We start from the raw sequence: 21,210 nt of genomic DNA, 5'->3' as shown, positions 1-21,210 counted from the left end.
GAAATGAACCGACCGATTGATCCTGCCGTGACGGAATCCGTTGTCAGCCATTACATCGGCGGCCAACGCCATGCCGGCAGCGGCACGCGCAGCGCCGATGTGTTCAACCCCGCCACGGGCGCTGTGAGCGCGCAGGTGCTGCTGGGCGGCAAGTCCGAGGTAGACGCCGCGGTGTCCGCCGCACACGCTGCCGCTCCGGCCTGGGCCGAGACCTCGCCGCTCAAGCGTTCGCGCGTTCTGTTCAAGTTCAAGGAGTTGCTCGACCAGAACCAGGATGCCCTGGCTGCCGCCATTACGCGTGAGCACGGCAAGGTGTTCTCCGATGCCAAGGGCGAAGTCACGCGCGGCATTGAAGTGGTCGAGTTCGCCTGCGGCATTCCGAACCTGCTCAAGACCGAGTTCACCGACAACATCGGTGGCGGCATCGACAATTGGAACCTGCGCCAGCCGCTGGGCGTTGTGGCCGGCATCACGCCGTTCAACTTCCCGTTCATGGTGCCGATGTGGATGGCACCCGTGGCGCTGGCGTGCGGCAACACGTTCATCCTCAAGCCGAGCGAACGTGACCCGAGCCCGAGCCTGATGATTGCTGACCTGCTCAAGCAGGCTGGCCTGCCCGATGGCGTGTTCAACGTCGTGCAGGGTGGCAAGGATGCCGTCGATGCGCTGCTTGAGCATCCGGACGTGCAGGCCATCTCGTTCGTCGGCAGCACGCCCATCGCCGAATACATCTACGCCGAGGGCACCAAGCGCGGCAAGCGCGTGCAAGCCCTGGGCGGCGCAAAGAACCACCTCGTCGTCATGCCCGATGCGGACCTCGACCAAGCGGTGGATGCCCTCATTGGTGCCGGCTACGGTTCGGCCGGTGAGCGCTGCATGGCGATCTCCGTGGCCGTGGCAGTGGGCGACGTGGCTGACAAGCTCGTCCCGCGCCTTGCCGAGCGCGCCAAGGCGCTCAAGATCGGCGACGGCATGCAAGCCGACAGCGAAATGGGTCCGCTCGTGACCGCCGCGCACAAGGCCAAGGTGGAAGGCTATATCGCCAAGGGCGTGGAAGAGCGCGCCAAGCTGGTGGTGGATGGCCGTGGCCACACGGTCGACGGCCATGCCGAAGGCTTCTTCACGGGCGGCACGCTGTTCGATCACGTCAAGCCAGGCATGACGATCTACAAAGAAGAGATCTTCGGCCCGGTGCTTTCGGTGGTGCGCGTGCATGATCTTGCCGAGGCGGTGAACCTGATCAACGCGCACGAGTTCGGCAATGGCGTGTCGTGCTACACGAGCGATGGTGGCGTGGCGCGCGCCTTTGCGCGGCAGATCCAGGTGGGCATGGTCGGCATCAACGTGCCGATTCCGGTGCCGATGGCGTGGCACAGCTTTGGCGGCTGGAAGCGCTCGCTGTTCGGGGACCACCACGCCTATGGCGAAGAAGGTGTGCGTTTTTACACGCGATACAAGAGCGTGATGCAACGCTGGCCGGATTCGATTGGCAAGGGTGCCGAGTTCGTTATGCCAACGGCCAAGTAAGCCGGCGCATCATCCATGAGAAAGGGAGGCACTGCCTCCCTTTTTCCTTTTGAGCATGCCGAGTTGAAACCGGCGTGTCATATTGGTTTGATGTTGACGGCGATGAGTTCGCCATCGGGCCCGATCTCTACGTCAAAGCTGACGCGCTGGCCCTCATGAAATGTCTGCGAGCGCGAAAACTGGATTTCCGAGTCCCGAATAAAACTCGGGGCAGCATGCATTTCTGCAGCTGCCCCGGCGGGCGGATCATATTGAACGGCGTTCTCTTCAATTCGGCTGGCCATTGCATGCTCCCAATAGGGGTTCGTCAAACCAGGCCACCGCTTCCGGCGGCCATCCGACTGCTTGATGGCAAACACGTACTGAACAACCTGCCTGGCGGAATATCCCGGCCAATACTCGCGCGAGGAAACCTCGCGCGGCAAGCCAAAACCGGGCTACCGCGCCCGCGTGCTCCTTGTTACTGGGGCACGATGTTCGAAGCTTGCTTGCCCTTGGGGCCTTGCGTGACTTCGAACGACACCTTCTGACCTTCCTTCAGGCTTTTGAAGCCCGCGGCGTTGATAGCAGAGAAATGTGCGAAAAGGTCTTCGCCGCCATCATCCGGGGTAATGAAGCCGAAACCCTTTGCGTCGTTGAACCACTTGACGGTACCAGTAGCCATGATTTTGAGTCGTGAAGTTGAGAAATCGATCGGCCGCCGGCCAAATACAAACGCAGCAGGCAGACCCGGCCGAACCGGCCAAACGATCGTTTGGTGAATATATGCTTGGCGCGTCTCCCCGTCAAAGTCTGTTTTTTTTCCCTTTCTGTTTAGGACGGTCGGGGCGGTCGTTTTTGGGTGCGCAGCAGGGTTGGGGCGCGCTTGCCATCGGTGCAAACACCCGCGCAAAACCGAGCGTTTTCACCTAAGCTTTAGTGGCTTCTGCCGCACTCGGCTCGCCCCGCAAAGCCGGTGTCACAGACGGTGCACGAAAATTGCGTGCGCCCCCGTCGTTCCAGTCGCAGCCTACCCATGACGACAGCCGCAGCCAGTCAAACCAACAAAAATCCCGCGTTGATGGCCACCATGGTGGGCGCGATCGGCGTGGTCTTCGGGGACATCGGCACCAGCCCCCTGTATGCACTAAAGGAATGCTTCAACCCCGAGCATGGGGTTCCGTTTTCCGATCAGACCGTCTTTGGCATCCTGTCGATGCTCTTCTGGGCGATGACGCTGGTGGTGTCTGTCAAATACGTGTTGTTCGTCATGCGCGCCGACAACAACGGCGAAGGGGGCATCCTCGCGCTTACGGCGCTGGCCATGCGCGCAAGCAGCGGTAGCGCCCGGTTCACACGCACGTTGATGCTGCTTGGCCTGCTCGGCGCCGCCATGTTCTACGGCGATGCCGTCATCACACCCGCCATTTCGGTGCTCTCCGCCATTGAGGGCATGGAGATCATGGCGCCCGCGCTGCAGAAGTGGGTGTTGCCCCTCGCGCTGATCGTGCTGATCGGCCTGTTCCTGATTCAAAAGCAGGGCACGCACGTGGTCGGGCGCCTGTTCGGGCCGATCATGGTGATCTGGTTTGTGCTGCTGGGGCTGCTGGGGCTGGCTTCGGTGGTGAAGTCACCGGAGATATTGGTGGCGCTGAGCCCCGTGTACGCCATTGAATTCGGATTCCGGCATACGGTGCTGGCGTTTGTCGTGTTTGGCTCGGTGTTTCTGGCCCTGACCGGCGCCGAGGCGCTGTATGCCGACATGGGCCACTTTGGCGCGCGCCCGATCCGCTATGCGTGGTTCTACATTGCCATGCCGTGCCTGCTGCTGAACTACTTTGGCCAGGGCGCCTTGCTGCTGCGCGAGCCGAGCGCTGTGCAGAACCCGTTCTTTCTGTTGATGCCGAACTGGGCCGTCGGCCCGATGGTGGTACTGGCCACGGCGGCCACCGTCATTGCGTCGCAGGCCGTGATCTCGGGCGCGTTTTCGATGACGGCGCAGGCCGTGCATCTGGGTTATGCGCCGCGCATGAAGATTCTCTACACGTCGGATGTGGAGATCGGCCAGATCTACGTGCCGGTCGTCAACTACATGCTCTTGGTATTGGTGGTGGCGGTGGTGCTGGCGTTCGGTAAGTCCGACAACCTGGCCGCGGCCTATGGGATTGCGGTGACGACCACCATGGTGCTGACGACGGGGTTGGTCACGGTGGTCATGCGCAACGCCTGGAAGTGGCGCCTGTGGCTGGTTGCCTGCCTCGGCACGGTGTTCCTGGCGGTGGATTTGTCGTTCTTCTCCGCCAACCTGCTCAAGATCGCGGCGGGTGGCTGGTTCCCGCTGCTGCTGGGCGGCTTGATCTTCTTCCTCATGGTGACGTGGCATACCGGCACGCAGCTGCTGAAGGCGCGTAATGTGGAAGGCGGCATTCCGCTCGAGCCGTTTATGGAAGGGCTGCTGCGCCATCCGCCGTATCGTGTGGACGGCACAGCCGTGTATCTCACGCCGAGCATCGATTTCGTACCCCTGGCGTTGCTGCACAACCTCAAGCACAACCATGTGCTGCACAGGCGCGTGCTGTTCATCCACTTCCGCACGCTGGCTGTGCCGTATGTGGACCCTGCCAAGCGCCTGGTCATCAAAACCATTGGGGAAGACATCTACGCGGCAGTGGTGGATTTCGGCTTCAAGGAGACACCGGCCGTGGACGAGATCGTCCGCAACGTGGGTGAGCGGCTGGGCATCGTTTTTGAAGATATGGAAACCTCGTTCTTCATTACGCGCGCCACGGTGGTGCCGTCACCGCTGCCTGGCATGGTGATGTGGCGCGAGTCGTTGTTTGCCTGGATGCAGCACAACAGCGCCAAGCCGTCGGACTTCTTCCGGATTCCTGCCAACCGCCTGGTTGAGCTGGGAAGCAAGGTGGAGATCTAAGCGTGGCCGGAAGAAGAAGCCCGCACGGCGGAGGGCTCGACGGTGCTCTGCCAGGACAGGACAGCACTGCAATACACCGTTATGCAGGCGGCGACGGCTCGCGAGTCTTCGGCGTGATGTGAGCGCTATGGCGTGATCGCGCGCTGCTCAGGCGAACCGCGTCACGCTATCGCCCCGGCAGAACGCCAGCAGTGTCAGCTGTCCGGTCTTGGCGTGGCGGATCGCCAGCGAGGACGGCGCGGAAATGGTCGCCAGCAACGGAACCTCCACATGCACGCACTTGCGCGCCAGTTCGAAGCTCGCACGACTCGTCATGACGATGAAGCCGTCAGCGGGGCGGACGCCCAGCCGGGCCAGCCGGCCGATCAGCTTGTCCAGTGCGTTGTGACGGCCCACGTCTTCAAGCACATGCAGCGGCACGTTGCCGTCCGCAGGCACCCAGCCTGCGGCATGCATGCCCCCCGTGAGCGCGTTGGCCGGTTGATGCGTGGTCATCGCCTGCATGGCGTCCAGCACCTGCGCGTCGGTAAGCGATGCCATCCACGCCGGGGGCACCAGCGGTGCCGGTGCGTCTTCAAAGGTCTGCAGGCTTTCAATGCCGCATAGGCCGCAGCCGGTCGGGCCGGCCAGCGCGCGGCGGCGTTCCTTCAGCCGCACGAAGCAATGCGAGGCGATCTCCGCGTGCACTTCAAGCCCATGCGGATGCGTTTCCACATCTGCGCCACGCCAATCGGCGCGGCTGTCGATGATGCCCTCCGACAGCGCGAAACCCAATGCAAAGTCTTCCAGGTCGGCTGGCGACGCCATCATGACCGCATGCGTGATGCCGTTGAAGACGAGCGCCACGGGGGCTTCATCAGCCACAGCGGTGGAGGCGTCTTCTTGCGTGCCGACGCGCGTGCGTTTCGTCGCGGTGGTGGAAACGACGGGTAATCCGGCGGGGTGGCGGGGCAGGAAGGTCATGCAGTGAAATCGGGAAGAACGCGGCCGGCGTCGAGCAGCACGATGCGCCAGCGTGTGTCGTCCATGGCGACGCACAGCAGGCCCGCGTCAGCCAGAGGATGCAGTGCGCGCAGCACCGTGCTGGCGCGCTCGTCCACGCGCTTGGTCAGCCATGGCAGCGACACCGGCTTGCCGGCGTCGGTCTCGCGCAATGCCGCCAGCAGCGCCAGTTGAAGCGCAGACCACGCCGGCTCGGTTGGCATCACGCGTCGGCCGTGGTGGCCGCTTGGCTGTCAGCGGTGCGCTCGACCTGGCTTGGCACCAGCATCACCGGAATCGACTTGGATGTCGGCGTGCGGGCCTGGTCTGCCACGGAAGACAGCGGCACCAGCGGATTGGTCTCGGGGTAATAGGCCGCCAGACAGCCGCGCGGAATGTCATACGCCACCAGGCGGAAGCCATCGGCGCGGCGCGTGGTGCCGTCGTCGGAGAGGGTCACCATGTCGACCCACTCGCCGTCTTTCATGCGGATCGTGTGCAGGTCTTCCTTGTTGATGAAAACCACGCGGCGCTGGCCGAATACGCCGCGGTAGCGGTCGTCCATGCCGTAGATGGTGGTGTTGTACTGGTCGTGCGAGCGCACCGTGGCCAGCGTAAAGACGGTCGCGTCGGCATGGCGCTCGCGGGCGCGGTGGACCGGCGTGTCGGTCGGCACGGCATGCGCGTGGAATTCCGCCTTGCCAGACGGCGTGTTCCACACGCGCTCCGACGCCGTGTTGCGCAGGCGGAAGCCGCCCGGCACGCGAATCTTCTCGTTAAAGCCGGCAAAGTCGTCGAACACGGCTTCGATGCGCTCGCGGATGCGGTCGTAGTCTTCTACCAGCCAGCGCCAGGGGATCGTGCTTTCGGGCAGCGTGGCTTCAGCAAGCCGCGCCACGATGGCGGGCTCCGACAGCAGATGCGGCGACGCCGGCGGATTGATGCCCGCCGACATGTGCACCATGCTCATCGAATCTTCCACGGTCACGCCTTGCGTGCCACCGGCCTGTTGGTCAATCTCGGTGCGGCCCAGGCACGGCAGGATCAGCGCGGCCTTGCCGTGCACGATGTGGCTGCGGTTGAGCTTGGTGGTCACGTGCACGGTCAGGTCGCACTGGCGCAGGCCGGCCCACGTGGCAGCGGTGTCCGGCGTGGCCGCCGCGAAGTTGCCGCCCATGGCGAAGAACACGCGCGCCGCGCCGTTGCGCATCGCCTCGATGGCGCCGACGGTGTCGTAACCGTGTTCGCGCGGCATCTGGATGCCGAAGACGTGCTCGAGGCGGTCGAGGAACGCAGGCGCGGGCTTCTCGTAGATGCCCATGGTGCGATCGCCTTGCACATTGCTATGGCCGCGCACGGGGCACGCACCGGCACCCGGGCGCCCGATGTTGCCGCGCAGGAGCAGCAGGTTGACGATCATCTGGATCGTCGCGACGGAATGCTTGTGCTGGGTGATGCCCATGCCCCAGCACGCGATCACGCTGCCGGCCTTGATGTACGTATCGCCGGCTTGGCGGATTTCATTTTCCGGCAGGCCCGATTCAGCCTCGATGGTCGCCCACGACTCCGCGCGCACGTCGGCGGCGAAGGCGTCGTAGCCGCCGGTGTGCTGGGCGATGAACGTGTGATCGATGATGGCGGGCTCGCCGCGGCTGCGTGCCACGTCGTCACGCTCGATCACGTGTTTGATGATGCCCTTGACGGTCGCCAAGTCGCCGCCGATGCGCACCTGGTGATATTCGGTACTGATGCGCGTAGAGCCCAGCGTCAGCATCTCGATCTTGCTTTGCGGATCGGCAAACCGCTCCAGCCCGCGCTCGCGCAGCGGGTTGAACGACACAATCTTTGCGCCACGCTTGGAGGCCTCGCGCAGCTCACCGAGCATGCGCGGGTGATTCGTGCCCGGGTTCTGGCCGAAGATGAAGATGGCATCGGCTTTGGTGAAATCGTCGAGCGTGACGGTGCCCTTGCCAACGCCGATGCTGCCCCGCATGCCTGTGCCGGAGGGCTCGTGGCACATGTTGGAGCAGTCGGGGAAATTGTTCGTGCCATACGCGCGCACGAACAACTGGTAGAGGAAGGCCGCCTCATTGCTGGTACGGCCAGAGGTGTAGAAGATCGCCTGGTTCGGATCAGGCAGTGCACGCAGGTGCCGCGCAATCAGCGCGAAAGCGGCGTCCCACTCGATCGGGATGTACTTGTCGCTGGTCGCGTCGTACACCATCGGGTGCGTCAGGCGGCCCTGGTCTTCGAGTGCGTAGTCGGACCACTCGGCCAGTTCCCGCACGGTGTGCTGCGCGAAGAACTCAGGCGTGGTGCGGCGGGACGTCGCTTCGGCAGCCACGGCTTTGACGCCGTTCTCGCAGAATTCGAAGGTGGAAGCGTGATCGCGATCGGGCCAGGCGCAGCCGGGGCAGTCGAACCCGTCGGGCTGGTTGGCCGACAACATCGTCTTGGCGCCCTTGGCCGCAATGCCCTGCGACAGCAGTTGATGCGCAACGCTTTTGAGCGCGCCCCAGCCACCGGCCGGATGACGGTAAAACTCGATCTTCTGGTGCTTCATGGGTGGCGGGGCGGCTTCAAATCAGGTGTCAGGAAAAAAGAACGGCGGCTTTTTGGAGTGTAATCCAAACGCCCCAGCCCAACGGCAGGCCGACCGCCGCCCAGGCCAGCACCACGGCCACGGCCGATCCCGGATGTGCCTTCCATTCGAGCGACGTTTCCGGTGAAGCAACCGACGGCGTCGGGTTCTTGGTTGCCGCAGCGTGACGCTGCTCGTCGAGTTGCGCTTCGGTCATGAAGTGCTTCGCGTTGACGGGGCGCACCAGCAGGTTGCAGATGAAGCCGAGGATCAGCAGGCCGGCCAGGATCATCATCGTGATGTCGTATACGGCCGCGCGTTCCACGCCATGGGCGATCTGGTATTCGCGCAGGTAGTTCACCAGCACGGGGCCCAGGATGCCGGCCGTGGACCACGCTGTGAGCAGGCGGCCGTGGATGGCGCCCACCATCTGCGTGCCGAACATGTCAGCCAGGTAGGCCGGCACGGTCGCAAAACCGCCGCCGTACATCGACAGGATCACGCAGAAGGCCAGTGCGAACAGCGCGATATTGCCCGTGTGCGACGTCCACGGAATCGATGCGTACAGCACGAAGCCGAGCACGAAGAAGACCGCGTACGTCATCTTGCGGCCGAGGCGGTCCGACAGCGAGGCCCAGAAGAAGCGGCCGCCGATGTTGAACAGGCTCAGCAGACCCGTGAAGCCCGCAGCGATGGCCGCGATCTGTCCCTTTTGCGCGGCGGTCAGGTCCATGAACGATGTCGTCACGCCCAGCAGCTTGCCGCCAAACACTTCCTGCAGCAGCGGCGAAGCCATGCCCAGCACCCCAATACCGGCAGACACGTTCAGGCACAGCACGGCCCAGATCAGCCAGAACTGCGGCGTTTTCAGCGCTTCATTTGCGTGGACATGGCGTTGGGTAACCATCGTGTCCTTCGCCTTGGCTGGCGAGGGCGTCCAGCCGGCCGGTTTCCAGCCCGTGGGCGGCACGCGGTAACCCAGCGCACCCGCCATCATGAACACGAAGTAGATGCCCGCCAACACGATAAACGTTTGCGACACGCCGACCGATTCGGGCGTGGCAAACAGCTTCATCAAACGGTCAGCCAGCGGGGCGCCGATCATCGCGCCGCCGCCAAAGCCCATGATGGCCATGCCGGTGGCCATGCCGCGCTTGTCCGGAAACCACTTGATCAGCGTCGACACGGGCGAGATGTAGCCCAGCCCCAGGCCAATGCCGCCGATCACGCCCGAGCCCACCCACAGCAGCCACAGTTGGTGCATCTGGATGCCAAGTGCGGAGATCAACAGCCCGCCGCACCAGCACACGGCCGATACGACGCCAGCCTTGCGCGGGCCAACGCGTTCGAGCCAGCCGCCCCACATGGCAGCAGATGCGCCCAGGAACACAAAGAACAGCGTGAACATCCAGCCCAGGCTGGAGACGCGCCAGTCGCAGGTGGTCGTGAACAACTCAGCGATCAGCGAGACATCGGCGCCGCAGGTGAGCGGCTTGGTAATGCCCAGCGCGCGGCCAAGCGGCAACCAGAAGACGGAGAAACCGTAGGCCATGCCAATGCAAAGATGGATGGCCAGCGCGGCAGGCGGAACCAGCCAGCGGTTGAAACCAACCGCGGCGACGGTGCGCTCGCGCGAAAAAAATGGATGCAGGACTGCTTCGGACATCGAATCCCCCCGGATAAGTTGAGCCCGTGTTGTGACGTTCGTGGTGAAACGGTGCGGCCGCGCCGGTCATGGCCGGTGCGTGCCAGCCGGCTGCAGTTGGAATGCGCCGACGTTGCCCGCGAAAGATAGTGGGGCATCGTGCTCTAGATCAATAGTTGTAGTCACCCGTTGTATTGCGAATTGCGCAACGTACAGCCTAATTGCTTAATTTATGTGAACAAAAACATAAATAACCGGGTGAGGGATCGCCGCAGTTGGTGTTCCGGTTGCAAGCGTCAATACTGAAGAAATGGATCGTGGAGGTGGCGATGGCAGGCGATACGCAACTTGAATCCCATGCGTTGGGTGTGAGCGAATCCATCGTCATGGGTGTGGCGGGCACCGCGCCCGCGTTCAGCATTGCCGCCACCACGGCCACGCTGATCGGCGCGGTGGGGGGGCTCACACCGGCCAGCCTGCTGTATTGCGGGCTCATCATGTTTGGAGTGACGTTCGCCTACCTGCACCTGAATCGCCTCAACCCGCATGCCGGCGCGGCGTATGCCTGGGTGGGCGCCATCTTCAACCGCACGCTGGGCTTCTTTGCCGGTTGGGCGCTGCTGGTGGCCTCAGGCGTGTTTATGGTGTCGGGCACGATCCCGGCCGCCACGGCCACGCTCACGCTGGTGGCGCCGTCACTGGCGGCCCAGCCCGCTGTGGTCGCGCTGGTGGCCGCAGCGTGGCTGCTGGTGGTGAGTGCCGTCATCATCAAGGGCATCAAACTGACGAGCTATTCGCAGATCGCCATGACCGTCACGGAAACAGTCATTCTGGGCGGCCTGATCGTGCTGGCGGTGGTGAAATTCGGTGCGCATCCGGCGCATGCCTTGTCATGGGCGTGGCTGTCGCCGACGGCGTTTACGCCACAGTTGTTTGCGACTGGCGCACTCACCGCGCTGTTCTTCTTCTGGGGCTGGGATGTAACGGTCAACCTGACGGAAGAAACACGCGACGCCAATCACGCGCCCGGCCGTGGCGCACTTTGGGCCATGGTGATCGTGCTGGCACTGTTCATGGGTTTTGCCGCCGTGATCCTGCTCGTGCTGAGTGATTCGGAGATCGAGCAGTCAAGCACCAACGTCATTTTTGCGGTGGCTGACAAGCTGCTGCCGCGTCCGTGGAGCTACGTGGCGGTGGTAGCCGTCATGTTGAGCACCGTCGGAACGCTGGAGACTTCCATCCTGCAGTTCACGCGCACGCTGTACGCCAAGGGCCGCGACGGCATGCTGCATGCGCGCTATGCCATGCTGCATCCAACCTGGCGCACGCCATGGGTGGCCACCATCGTGATCGCCGCGATCGGGTTGGTGCTGCTGTTTGGTGCGTCGTTCTTTCCGAGCATCAACGCCATCATCAAGGACTCGGTCAATGCGATCGGGTTTCAGGTGGCGTTCTACTACGGGCTGGCGGGCTTCGCCTGCGCGTGGCACTACCGGCGTGAAGCGCTGCGCTCGGTGTTCAACGCGGTGTTTCTGGTGGGGTGGCCGTTGGGCAGCGCGTTGTTCTTGTGGTTTATCGCGGCCTACAGCGTACCGACGTTTGATTTGACGACAAACCTGGTGGGCCTGGGCGGCATCGCCGTGGGCGTGGTGCCGCTGCTGTTCAACCGATGGTCTGCCGAGCGTGGCGCACGGTTAGCCCGCCACCGCTGAGTTGGGCCACGGGCAACTGCTTGCCAGCTGGCGGAATTCATCGGCCAGCACGCGCAGGTGGGTGAGGGCGGATTGCATTTGTGCCGCGCGCTCGTGATACGGCCCGGGGTTCTGTGCAGTGCGCTCGATGCTGCGGGCAGCATCGCCAATGGGCTGATGCCCAAGCATGCGCGCGGAACCGACGATGCGGTGCGCCGCTTCAACGATCTGCGCGTCTGCCCCGCTGCGGATGGCCTGCTCCAGGTTGGCGAGATCCTGTTCCATCGTCTCGCAAAACAGATCGACGATAAAACGCCATTGCTGCAGATCGTTGCCAAGCAGCTCGACGAGCGTGGCGACGACCTGCGGCGGGAACTGTGCGGCGACGCTGGCAGGTACGTTGGGCGTGGTGTGCATGGTGGCGGTGCGTGCGATGAGGGTCAGAGACGCACTCTGCACGCCTGGCCCACGCGCAACCATGAGATTGCTCCGATTCTGATGCAGACCCCAATGAAAACGGGCGCACCGCCTGGGAAGCGATGCGCCCGTTGCGCTTTCAGCACACGCGCGGTTTAAGGCAGCATGGCGGCGGTCGGATTGACGTCCGAATCGCGCGACGGTGGGCGGCGATGACGGTGCGCCCAGGTAAAGACCACCGGCAGCACCAGCAGCGTGAGGATCGTCGTCGTGACCATGCCGCCGACGATCACCAGAGCCAGCGGGCGCTGCGCTTCCGAGCCGATGCTGTGCGACAGCGCCGCGGGCAACAGGCCCAGGCCCGCCAGCATGGCCGTCATGATCACGGGGCGCAGGCGCAGTGCGGCGCCGTCCACGGTGGCTTCCCGCACGTTTTCAGATTGCGCCAGACGATTGACGTACGAGATCAGGATCACCCCGTCCTGGATGGCGATGCCGAACAACGACAGGAAGCCAATACCCGCCGAAATCGACAGCGTTTCATGCGCGATATGCAGCGCCAGGAGCCCGCCGATGGCGGCAAACGGCACATTCAGCACCACCATCAGCGCATCCTTGAAATTGCCGAAGGTGCTGTAGAGCAGCAGGAAGATCACGAGGATAGTCAACGGCACGATCACCATCAGCTTGCCTTGGGCGACCTTCATCTCGTTGAACTGGCCGTCCCACTTGACGGTGTAGCCCTCGGGCAACTGCACGCTGTCGCCCACCACGCGCTGAGCTTCGTCCACGGCGCTGCCCAGGTCGCGGCCGCGCACGCCGAACTTGATGGCGATGTAGCGCTTGCCGAGTTCGCGGTAGATGAAGAACGGGCCGTCGGTCATTTCCACCTTGGCGATCATCGACAACGGGACGTGCTGGCCGTCGGGCGTATCGATCAGCAACTCGCGGATGGCATCGTACGAAGCGCGTGCCTGCTGGTTCAGGCGCACCGCCAGGCCGAATGATTTCTCGCCTTCCAGGATCTGCGTGACCGGCGCGCCGCCAATGGCGTATTGCACGAGGTTCTGCACGTCGCTCACGTTGATGTTGAAGCGTGCAGCGGCCTGGCGGTCGATGGAAACGTTCAGCGTCGGCTGGCCCAGCTCGCGGAAGATGCCCACGTCCACCAGTCCTGCCACCTTCTTGAGCTGCGCCTGGATCTCGTTGGCCTTGGCCTCGAGCACGTTCAGATCGTTGCCGAACAGTTTGACCGAGTTCTCGCCCTTCACGCCCGAGAGCGCTTCATCCACGTTGTCCTGGATGTACTGCGAGAAGTTGTATTCGATGCCGGGAATCTTCTCCAGACGCTTGGACAGACGCTCGACGAGTTTCGCCTTGGTCATGCCGGCGGGCCATTGGTCAGGCGGCGCGAAGTACAGGCCGTACTCCTGGTTGAAAACGCCGGTGGAATCGGTGCCGTCATCGGGGCGCCCGATCTGCACCGAGACCTGCTTGATTTCGGGCTGCTTGACGAAGTACGCGCGTAGGTCGCTCGCCACGGAAGCCGAGTAGTCCAGATCGACCGTGTTGGGCAACGTAATGCGCAGCCACAGGTTGTTTTCTTCCAGCGTGGGCAGGAACTCGGTGCCGAGGAACGTGGCGCTGTACAGCGTCAGCACAAGCGCCGCGACGGCGGTCGCAAAGACCGTCATCGGGCGCGCAATCAGGCGGCGCAGCAGCGGCTTGTACCAGCGCAGGATCGCCGTGATGAACGCCGGCGAATGCGGATGCAGCGTCTTGCCGAACACGAATGACGTGGTGGCCGGCACGAAGGTCAGGCTTAGCACGATCGACGCCATCAGGGCAAAGCCCATCGTGAATGCCATCGGCTTGAAGATGATGCCTTCCACGCCGCCGATGAAGAACAGGGGCGAATACGCCACGATGATGATGCCCGTGGAAAAGATCATCGCGCGCTGCACTTCGCTGGTGGCCTTGACGATGGCGTCATCCAGCTTCTCGGCGCCTTCTTCCAGGTGCCGCATGATGTTTTCCATCACGATCACGGCGGCGTCGACAATCACCCCAAAGTCGATCGCCCCGAGCGAGATCAGATTGGCCGGCACATGGAAGTGCTCCATGCTGATGAACGACACACACAGCGCCAGCGGAATCACCGCTGCCACCACGGCCGCTGCGCGCAGGTTGCCCAGGAAGACGAACAACACCGCAAGCACCAGAGAGATGCCCACCACCAGTGTGTGTTCGACCGTGCCCATGGTGATGTCGAGCAGCACCTGGCGGTCGTAGAACGGCTTGATCTGAATGCTCTTGGGCAGGATGCCGTTGTTCAGCTCGGCCACCTTCTCGCGCACCTTGGCCAGCACCTCGCTGGCGTTGGCGTCGCGCTTGAGCAGCACGATGCCTTCCACCACGTCGGGCTGGTCGTTGTATTGCACCTGTCCCAGACGCTGCACGTTGCCGACTTCCACCTCTGCAATATCGCGCACGCGCACCGGTACGCCATTGTTGGCGTTGACCACCACGTTGCGGATGTCGTCCACCGTCTGCAGCAGGCCGACGCCGCGCACGACGAACTGCTGCTCGCCGTCGCGCAGCAGGTTGCCGCCGGTGTTGTTGTTGGCGTTGCCGATGGCCGTGATGAGCTGCGACAGCGTGAGGCCGTACGACTGCAGCTTCGCTGGCGACGGGACGATGTGGTACTCCTTCACCTTGCCGCCGAAGGCGCTGACATCCGCCACACCCTGCACGTGCTTCAGCTCTTTGGTGATGTCGTAGTCCTGATAGCTCTTGAGCGTGGTGAGGTCTACGCCGTCGCCCACCAGGCGAAAGCGCATGATCTCGCCGGTGGCATCGGAGTCGGGGCTCAGCGACGGCTGCACGCCGGTCGGCAGGTTGGCGGCGGCCACGTATTGCGAGAAGTTCTGCCGCGCCTTGAAGCTGTCGGTGCCTTCCTTGAACTTGAGCGTCACCACCGACAGCCCGAACAGCGATACCGAGCGGAACGACTGCACATCGGGCACACCGGCCAGTGCGTTTTCAATCGGGATGGTGATCTGCTGCTCGACTTCGGTCGTGCTGCGGCCCGGCCATTGCGTGATGGCCTGGACCGACAACGGCGCCACACCGGGATACGCCTGCAGCGGCAGTTCGCGGAACGACAGCACGCCGGCCACCAGCAGCGCGATCGCCAGGAAGACAATCAGCAGCCGCCGCTTGAGAATGCCCGCGATGGGGTTGAAGCCCATGCCTACGCTCCCGCCTTGACGATCATCTCGTTGAGCAGCGCGGCGCCGCGCACCACCACCTGCGACGAAGCCTCAAGCCCGGCCGTCACGGCAAAGTTGCCATCGGTACCGGTGTCTTTGCCGTGCACTTCCACGCGCTTGAAGTGCGTGGCATCGCTCTGCACGATCACGTAGTAGCTGCCGTGGTCTTTCACCAGGGCGGACTTCGGCACCACCGTGGCTTGGCCGCTGCCCGTCTGGATGCGTGCCGTGGCGTACATCTCGGGGCGCAGCAGGCCGTCGGGGTTGGGCACGTCGCACCGCACCGTCAACGTGTGTGTTGCCGGGTCGATGTTCGGGGCGATAAAGCTCACGCGGCCGGTGAACTCGCGGTCCGGATATGCCGACGCGCGCAGCGAGATCGGCTGGCCGATGCGCACGCTGGCGATGTCGTTCTCATACACATTGCCCGTGAACCACAACACACGCGTATCGACGATGCTCATGAACGAGTCGCCCACGTTCAGGAAGGCGCCAGGGTCCATGTTGCGCTTGACGATCGTGCCCGAGATGGGCGCGCGCAGCGTGAGGTGTTCAGCGGGCGTGCCGCGCTTGGCGATCTGCGCGACATCGGCATCGGACATGCCCAGCACGTGCAGGCGACCTGCGGCGGATTGCACGGTAGCGTCCGCGTCGTCCTGCAGATCCTTCATGCTGGAACCCTTGAGCTGGCGGGCGGTATTCAGCGCCAGCAGGTATTCCTTCTGCGCGGAAATGAAGTCCGGGGCGTACAACTGCGCAATTGGCTGGCCCGCGCGCACCGGCGCACCTTCGAACAGGAGGATCTGGTCCAGCCGCCCAGCCACGCGCGCCGACGCAAGCTTGGTGCGCTCGGCGTTGTAGGCAAGCTTGCCCGGCGTGGACAGCTCCACCGGCACCGACAGCTGGCTGACCTGCGCGACCTTCACCTGCTGCGGGTCGAAGCCGCCGGCAGGAATTTCTACAGAGTCGGGTTTCGGGCGCGCGGCGGCAGCCGGAGCCGATGCAGCGGTGGCAGCGGTGGCAGTGGGTTTTGCGTTCTCGGCCGGCACAGTGGCAGGCCACTTGCGTCCGACCACCACACCAACAGCGAGGGCTGCCGCCAACGCGATCACGGCAACAACGGGAGAGAACTTCTTCATGATGTTATTGAGCTTGAACCGGCGAGCGGCCGGTGGCCGCGAGCAGCGCGTGATAGGCCTGCAGGGCCGTGGCCTGTGCCTGGGCGACCGACAGTTCGGCGTTCTTGAGGGCGCCCTGGGCGGTGAGCAGGTCGTTGAAGTCGGCGTTGTTGCTGGCGTAGTTGGTCATCGTCACGCGATAGGCCGCCAGCGCCTGCGGCAGTTGCCGTTGCTTGTTGAAGTCGAGCTGCGCAAGTGTCTGGCGCAGCGTGTTGTAGGCGGTATCGACGGCCAATAACGTCTGCTGGCGCACCGACACGTCATTCGCCTCGGTGGCGATCTGGCTTTCCACCGCCTGATTCACGCCGTACTTCTCTTTGGTCAGGAACCAGAACGGGATGATCACGTCCAGTTCGATCTGGTAGCTGTTTGGGCGCACGCCATACGGGGGGTTGTCCGTCGTGACGGTGGCGATGACCTGGAAGTCGGGCAGGTAAGCCTTGCGCGCCAGCGTCACGCTCTTGCGCGCGGCGTCCATCAGCTCGGCTGATGCCTTGATCGACGGGTGCTCGCGCAGCGCCTGGTTTTCCAGCTCCGGCAGCGGTTCTTCGGGCAGGCGTACCGACTCGTCGTCGGCCCGCAGCACGAGCGGGAAGCTCGGCTCCTTGCCGATGAGCGTGTTCAGTGTCTGCAGCGTGCTGTCGTACTGGCGTTGCGCGGCGAACAGGTCGTTCTGCGCGCTGCTCTGCATGACCTGTGCGTTAAGGAAGTCGGCGTAGGCAGCGGCGTTGTTGGCGTAACGCACGCGCGTAATCTGCTTGACCTGCTCCAGGCGCGTGATGGTCAGCTTCTGTACATCGATCTGTTTCTGCAGCGCGATCGCCTGGTAGTACGTGGTGGAAAGCTGCGCGTAGAGCTGCAGGTACAGCGCGTCGTTTTGCGAGTTCAGCGATTCAGCCTGGCGATCGGCAATCTCGGCCGCCAGCGCTTTCTTGCCCGGAAACGGGATCTGCTGAGTCAGGTTGTACTGGCTACCGCCCGCGCGGTTGACCGCCAGCGGAAACCCCTTCGGGATGCTGTTCCAGATGTAACCGAGCTGCGGGTTATTGGGTGAGGCAAGCTGCGGCGGTATCGACTTGGCCGACAGGTAGTTGTGGCGCGCCTGGAGCAACTGCGGGTTGTTGCCTTTGAGCTCTTGCAACAGTTCGACCAGGTTGAAGCCGGCGCCCGTCACGCCCGGCACAGAACGCTGGATCGGCGGCATGGTTGCGACCGGCATGCTGGCTGCAGCGGGCACGGATGCCGGCGTGGCTGCCCAGGCAGCGGCAAATGGCAGGCAGGCTACCGCGCACAACACGGCCCTTGCCCGTGGATGGAACGCACCCCGATGTTTCACTGCAGCAGACTCCCCTTGAGACGGGAGCGTTTTTACCGACGCGAACTTTCAAGCGCCTTTCACGACTCAGCAAGCCGTCAGGGCGCGGAAAAAACGCGCAAAAACCCGCCCTGCGGCGGCAGTCTGCGACAGTTATATGACAAGACATGGCGGACGTCTCAGGCGGTTGCAAGCGGGCAAGGCATGCCGAGGCGGGTGGCAAGTGCATCGCGCGTGGCCTGCAGGCTCGCGATGCGGGCATCGATGGCGGCCAACTTCTCGCGCAGCAACGCGGTAACGGCTGTATCGGTGTCGGGTTGCTGCCACACCTGTGTCATCCCTTCGCCGATTTCGGCGAGCGTGAAACCCAGTTGCTGCGCCGTGCGCATGTAGTGCACCAGTTCCACGACTTCGGGCGGGTAGGCGCGGTAACCGTTGCCGCGGCGACGCGCGCGGATTAGCCCGCGTGCCTCGTAAAAGCGCAGGGCATCTCGCGAGACACCGGTGGCGGCGGCCAGTTCGCCGATGGAAAGGTCGTGGGGGCCCGCGTCGGGAGCGGGGAGGGCGGCGGGCATGGCGGTTCCGAAAGAGAAGGGTGGCGGGGGGTTGACCTTGGAGCGTACACCAGGCTTTACCGTGACGGCTCATCCACTTCACTCATGGAGTTCCGCCATGGTTTCCGAATCGACTTTCCTACGTTTTGTGCGCGCCAGCGCCTGGTATGACCTGATCGTGACCTTGCCGTTTGCCACGCCGTGGACCTTTGCATTGCTGCATCAGGGGCTCAGCCTACTGGCGCACGCGCTGGGCATCGGCAGCTTGCCGGCATTTGAGCCGGCGCATCTGCTGATGGCCAACCTGATGGGTTCAGTGGTGTGCGTGTGGTCGGTGCTGCGGATCCGACAGCCGAGTGTGGCGCTGGGCCGGTACGACGCCGTGGCACGCAGCCTGTTTGCGGCGTGGCAGGCGTATGCGCTGGCATGGGGCGCCACGCTGCTGGTGGTGCCGTTCCTTGTCGCGGAAATCGGCTTCGGGCTGCTGCAATCGGTGCCCGTGGGTCGCGTGCCCGAGCGTACGGGCACGCAGGCGGCTGGGCTTGAGTGTTTAAGCGATCAAGCGCTTGATTAGCGCGCGGCCGGGGCGCTGGCCGGTGCGGCGGGCGGCAAGCCGGCCGGGATCAGGGGGCCGCCGCCGAGCACCTGCATGCGTGAGAGCACGCGTAACTGGTTGTCGAGCTTGGCCGGGTCAACAAAGCGTTTGACGTCGTCGCCGGCCCGGCGGGCCATTTCCAGGGTATCGACCCAGCCTGTCAGCGTGACCTTGCCGTCTGGGGTGGAGCGGATGCGGATCTGGCGCGTGCTGAGCGCCGTGTCCTGATCCAACGCCGCCTTGACTTGGTACGACAGCAGCGAGTCGTCGAGCATGCGTGCGCCGGTGGTGTTCAGGCTATCGCCCCAGGCGCAGGCCGTAAGAAGTGCTGCGGCGCCGATTGCAGCCAACACACCGGCCGAGGCAGCGAAGGACAACTGAGGAAAGCGCATCGATGCTCCTGAAGAGAGGGCGACAAGTCCACATCATAAGCCCGACGCGCGCGCAATTCCCTTAGCGCGTGCGGCGCTGCCAAAGGGTCTGCGCCGCAAGCCAACCGGGCCCCACCGTTGCCACGAGCGCAATCAGCACGCCCCACACAAAATGGAACTCGATGGCCGATGCCGACAGATTGGCCCAGTACGACACCGCCGCCACCGCGTTGACGAAGAACAACCCCGCCGCCGCCAGCCGCGGCACGATGCCGGCCAGCATCAGCGAGGGGAAGACCAGTTCGCCAAACGTGCCAAGCGCAGCTGCCAGCGCGGGCGGCAACAGCGGCACCTTGTATTCCTCGGTGAAGAGCAGCAGCGTGGTATCCCAGTCGTGCAGCTTGGTCAAGCCCGAGCGGAAGAACACGTAGAAGAGATACGCGCGTGCGATCAAGAGGATGAACGAACAGAGCGCGCTTTGCGGGCCGGCAAGCCGGTCAAGCGACGCGCGGATGCGCGTGAGCGGGGCAAAGGTCGGGGTGAGGGTGTTCATGGCGTGTCTCCGGTAGGCGGTGTTGTTGGACATGCAGACAGCGCGAGCAGCCCCGAGCGATAGAGGCCAGACAGGCACGCGGTCAAATCAAAATGCGGCCGCTGGGCCAGCGTGGTTTCGAGCGCTGCCTGAAGCGATGGCGTAGCGTCGCAAGCGGCGAGGAACGCAGCCGTGGCGGCATCCAGATCGAGCACGGCAACGCGATGCCCGCGCACGGCAATCGCGGCGGCTTCCCCTGCACCCAGGTCGATTTCGTTGAGCGCGATGTCTGCGTGGGGCTGATGTGCCCGCCAGATCGACACCACCGGCCACGCAGATGCCATCCACTGCGCGCCTTCGACCAGCCCGGCGCGAAGGGTCTGTGCAGGCTGTGCGAGCAGGCTGGGGCTCGTCGGCTCGACGTGGGTATCCGGTGCGAAATGCGCCCAGTGCACGCACCATTCCAGTCGCGCCACGTCAGCCAGATAGGGCAGGCTGCGCGCCAACGGGGATTGCGCAACGACTTCGGGCAGCGCGGTCCCATAGCGATGCAGATTCGGTGATGTGGACGCCTGCGCGGCCAGCGTGTCGCGCACGAGCGCATCAAAGCAGTCGTCGCCGACGAGCGCTCGGCAGACCGGGTATGCCCCCGCCAGCGCGTTGCGCAGAATTGCCAGGCGCGCGTTGCGGTAGATGGCGATGCCGCGCGCTTCTTCGTTGCTTGCGGGATTGGTGAGGGCGCCGATCACGTGCGCTTCCCATTCAGGCAGTCGCATGGCTTGGCTCCTGCATGGGGGCGTCGGCATGGCGGTCAAGCATCGCTTGGGCGCGCGCGGCTTCCTCCAGCAACACCTGCACGGGCGGCAGCTCAGCATCCCATTCGATCAGTGTTGGGCGTGCGCCGTGCTTGGCGATCCATGCTTCGTACAGCGCCCAGACGGGCGCATGAACCGGCGCGCTATGCGTGTCGATCAGCATGCCGTCTTCCACGCTGAAGCCCGCCAGGTGGATCTCGCCGACGCGCGCAGGGTCGATATCGGCGAGCACCGATTCGACGGTCGCGCCATGATTGACGCTGTTCACGTACAGGTTGTTCAGGTCCAGCAAGATGCCGCAGCCCGTACGTCGCGCGAGGGCGGTCAAGAATGCGCCTTCGGAGACGGCTTCTTCTGCGTCGACCAGTGTGCGGCAGTCGATATACGCGGCAATGTTTTCGATCAGCAGCGGCCGCTTGAGGATGTCCTGTGCACGCATGACGTTGGCGCAGACGATATCGAGCGATTCGCGGGAATAGGGCAACGGCAGCAGATCGTTGACGACCTGCGCGCCGCTGCGGTTAAAGCACAGGTGCTCGGAAACGGCGGCGGGTGCTACTGCATCGGCCAGCGAGGCAATGGCGCGAACGTGGTCGAGGTCCAGCCCATCCGCATTGCCGAGTCCCATGCCCACGCCGTGCAGGCTCACGGGCTGGTGCGCTCGCGCGGCCAGCAGTGCCGCGCGGGCCGGGCCGCCATACAGATAGTTCTCGCTGTGCACTTCCACCCACGGGAAGCGGGCTTTCCCGTGCAGCAGGGCTGGAAAGTGCGGCGCGCGCAGGCCTGCGCCGGCGCAGGTTGGCAGAGCGGTCTGCATGGCGGTCA

The 21,210-nt window shown here is 64.0% G+C and carries 19 protein-coding genes; 4 read left to right on the top strand and 15 right to left on the bottom strand.

The window, feature by feature from the left end; translation table 11 throughout:
* Window positions 1–3: 3 nt before the first annotated feature.
* Complete coding sequence (locus R2N16_RS07170) at window positions 4–1,527, top strand: CoA-acylating methylmalonate-semialdehyde dehydrogenase (RefSeq protein WP_316664942.1); 1,524 nt, start codon at window positions 4–6, stop codon at window positions 1,525–1,527.
* Window positions 1,528–1,604: 77 nt separating this feature from the next.
* On the opposite strand, the gene R2N16_RS07165 is transcribed toward R2N16_RS07170, so the two are convergent.
* Window positions 1,605–1,811 (bottom strand): cold-shock protein, encoded by a 207-nt coding sequence (locus R2N16_RS07165; RefSeq protein ID WP_024978714.1) that lies wholly within the window; start codon window positions 1,809–1,811, stop codon window positions 1,605–1,607.
* 176 nt (window positions 1,812–1,987) lie between these two features.
* Window positions 1,988–2,191 (bottom strand): cold-shock protein, encoded by a 204-nt coding sequence (locus R2N16_RS07160; protein ID WP_027679026.1) that lies wholly within the window; start codon window positions 2,189–2,191, stop codon window positions 1,988–1,990.
* A 351-nt stretch (window positions 2,192–2,542) separates the two neighbouring features.
* On the opposite strand from R2N16_RS07160, the gene R2N16_RS07155 reads away from it, so the two are divergent.
* Window positions 2,543–4,438 carry a potassium transporter Kup gene (locus R2N16_RS07155; protein ID WP_316664941.1) on the top strand — a complete coding sequence of 632 codons (1,896 nt, stop codon included), beginning with the start codon at window positions 2,543–2,545 and terminating at the stop codon, window positions 4,436–4,438.
* 147 nt (window positions 4,439–4,585) lie between these two features.
* On the opposite strand, the gene fdhD is transcribed toward R2N16_RS07155, so the two are convergent.
* The 4 genes from fdhD to R2N16_RS07135 are packed head-to-tail and all read right to left on the bottom strand — an operon-like array spanning window position 4,586 to window position 9,666.
* On the bottom strand, window positions 4,586–5,401 hold the full coding sequence (gene fdhD / locus R2N16_RS07150; RefSeq protein WP_316664940.1) for a formate dehydrogenase accessory sulfurtransferase FdhD: 816 nt from the start codon (window positions 5,399–5,401) through the stop codon (window positions 4,586–4,588).
* Complete coding sequence (locus tag R2N16_RS07145; RefSeq protein ID WP_316664939.1) at window positions 5,398–5,643, bottom strand: MarR family transcriptional regulator; 246 nt, start codon at window positions 5,641–5,643, stop codon at window positions 5,398–5,400. Before R2N16_RS07145 ends, fdhD begins: the two co-directional genes overlap by 4 nt.
* Complete coding sequence (locus R2N16_RS07140; RefSeq protein WP_316664938.1) at window positions 5,643–7,982, bottom strand: FdhF/YdeP family oxidoreductase; 2,340 nt, start codon at window positions 7,980–7,982, stop codon at window positions 5,643–5,645. The genes R2N16_RS07145 and R2N16_RS07140 overlap by 1 nt, the downstream gene beginning before the upstream one ends.
* Window positions 7,983–8,010: 28 nt before the next feature.
* Complete coding sequence (locus R2N16_RS07135; RefSeq protein WP_316664937.1) at window positions 8,011–9,666, bottom strand: OFA family MFS transporter; 1,656 nt, start codon at window positions 9,664–9,666, stop codon at window positions 8,011–8,013.
* Window positions 9,667–9,974: 308 nt separating this feature from the next.
* On the opposite strand from R2N16_RS07135, the gene R2N16_RS07130 reads away from it, so the two are divergent.
* Window positions 9,975–11,357 carry an APC family permease gene (locus R2N16_RS07130; protein WP_316664936.1) on the top strand — a complete coding sequence of 461 codons (1,383 nt, stop codon included), beginning with the start codon at window positions 9,975–9,977 and terminating at the stop codon, window positions 11,355–11,357.
* On the opposite strand, the gene R2N16_RS07125 is transcribed toward R2N16_RS07130, so the two are convergent.
* The 5 genes from R2N16_RS07125 to R2N16_RS07105 all read right to left on the bottom strand — a co-directional run bounded on the left by R2N16_RS07125 (window position 11,340) and on the right by R2N16_RS07105 (window position 18,093).
* The gene (locus R2N16_RS07125; protein WP_316664935.1) at window positions 11,340–11,816 is read right to left on the bottom strand and encodes an Hpt domain-containing protein; all 477 of its coding nucleotides are present in this window, start codon (window positions 11,814–11,816) and stop codon (window positions 11,340–11,342) included. The two genes, R2N16_RS07130 and R2N16_RS07125, sit on opposite strands and share 18 nt — an antisense overlap.
* 92 nt (window positions 11,817–11,908) lie before the next feature.
* On the bottom strand, window positions 11,909–15,004 hold the full coding sequence (locus R2N16_RS07120; RefSeq protein WP_316664934.1) for an efflux RND transporter permease subunit: 3,096 nt from the start codon (window positions 15,002–15,004) through the stop codon (window positions 11,909–11,911).
* A 2-nt stretch (window positions 15,005–15,006) separates the two neighbouring features.
* Window positions 15,007–16,164 carry an efflux RND transporter periplasmic adaptor subunit gene (locus R2N16_RS07115; protein WP_316664933.1) on the bottom strand — a complete coding sequence of 386 codons (1,158 nt, stop codon included), beginning with the start codon at window positions 16,162–16,164 and terminating at the stop codon, window positions 15,007–15,009.
* Window positions 16,165–16,168: 4 nt separating this feature from the next.
* Entirely contained in the window at window positions 16,169–17,539 is a 1,371-nt protein-coding gene (locus tag R2N16_RS07110) for a TolC family protein (protein WP_316664932.1), read from the bottom strand.
* Between the two features lie 158 nt (window positions 17,540–17,697).
* A complete protein-coding gene (locus R2N16_RS07105) occupies window positions 17,698–18,093 on the bottom strand; it encodes a MerR family transcriptional regulator (RefSeq protein ID WP_316664931.1) in 396 nt (131 codons plus the stop codon).
* 97 nt (window positions 18,094–18,190) lie between these two features.
* Here R2N16_RS07105 and R2N16_RS07100 point away from each other — a divergent pair, with 97 nt between their 5' ends.
* Window positions 18,191–18,646 carry a hypothetical protein gene (locus tag R2N16_RS07100; RefSeq protein WP_316664930.1) on the top strand — a complete coding sequence of 152 codons (456 nt, stop codon included), beginning with the start codon at window positions 18,191–18,193 and terminating at the stop codon, window positions 18,644–18,646.
* Here the strand turns inward: R2N16_RS07100 and R2N16_RS07095 are convergent.
* The 4 genes from R2N16_RS07095 to bufB form a co-directional block, all read right to left on the bottom strand.
* A complete protein-coding gene (locus tag R2N16_RS07095; protein ID WP_316664929.1) occupies window positions 18,643–19,059 on the bottom strand; it encodes a BON domain-containing protein in 417 nt (138 codons plus the stop codon). The genes R2N16_RS07100 and R2N16_RS07095 overlap by 4 nt on opposite strands.
* A 61-nt stretch (window positions 19,060–19,120) precedes the next feature.
* Window positions 19,121–19,591 carry a DoxX family protein gene (locus tag R2N16_RS07090; RefSeq protein WP_316664927.1) on the bottom strand — a complete coding sequence of 157 codons (471 nt, stop codon included), beginning with the start codon at window positions 19,589–19,591 and terminating at the stop codon, window positions 19,121–19,123.
* Window positions 19,588–20,346 (bottom strand): HvfC/BufC family peptide modification chaperone, encoded by a 759-nt coding sequence (locus R2N16_RS07085; protein WP_316664926.1) that lies wholly within the window; start codon window positions 20,344–20,346, stop codon window positions 19,588–19,590. The genes R2N16_RS07090 and R2N16_RS07085 overlap by 4 nt, the downstream gene beginning before the upstream one ends.
* Window positions 20,333–21,202: an MNIO family bufferin maturase gene (gene bufB / locus R2N16_RS07080; RefSeq protein WP_316664925.1), complete on the bottom strand. Its 870-nt coding sequence runs from the start codon at window positions 21,200–21,202 to the stop codon at window positions 20,333–20,335. Before bufB ends, R2N16_RS07085 begins: the two co-directional genes overlap by 14 nt.
* Between the last annotated feature and the right edge of the window lie 8 nt (window positions 21,203–21,210).

It is taken from the genome of Ralstonia psammae (genome assembly GCF_958405935.1).
Lineage (GTDB): Bacteria > Pseudomonadota > Gammaproteobacteria > Burkholderiales > Burkholderiaceae > Ralstonia > Ralstonia psammae.
Note: the sequence above shows the minus strand (reverse complement) of the source record. Positions and strands in the feature narration are given on the sequence as shown.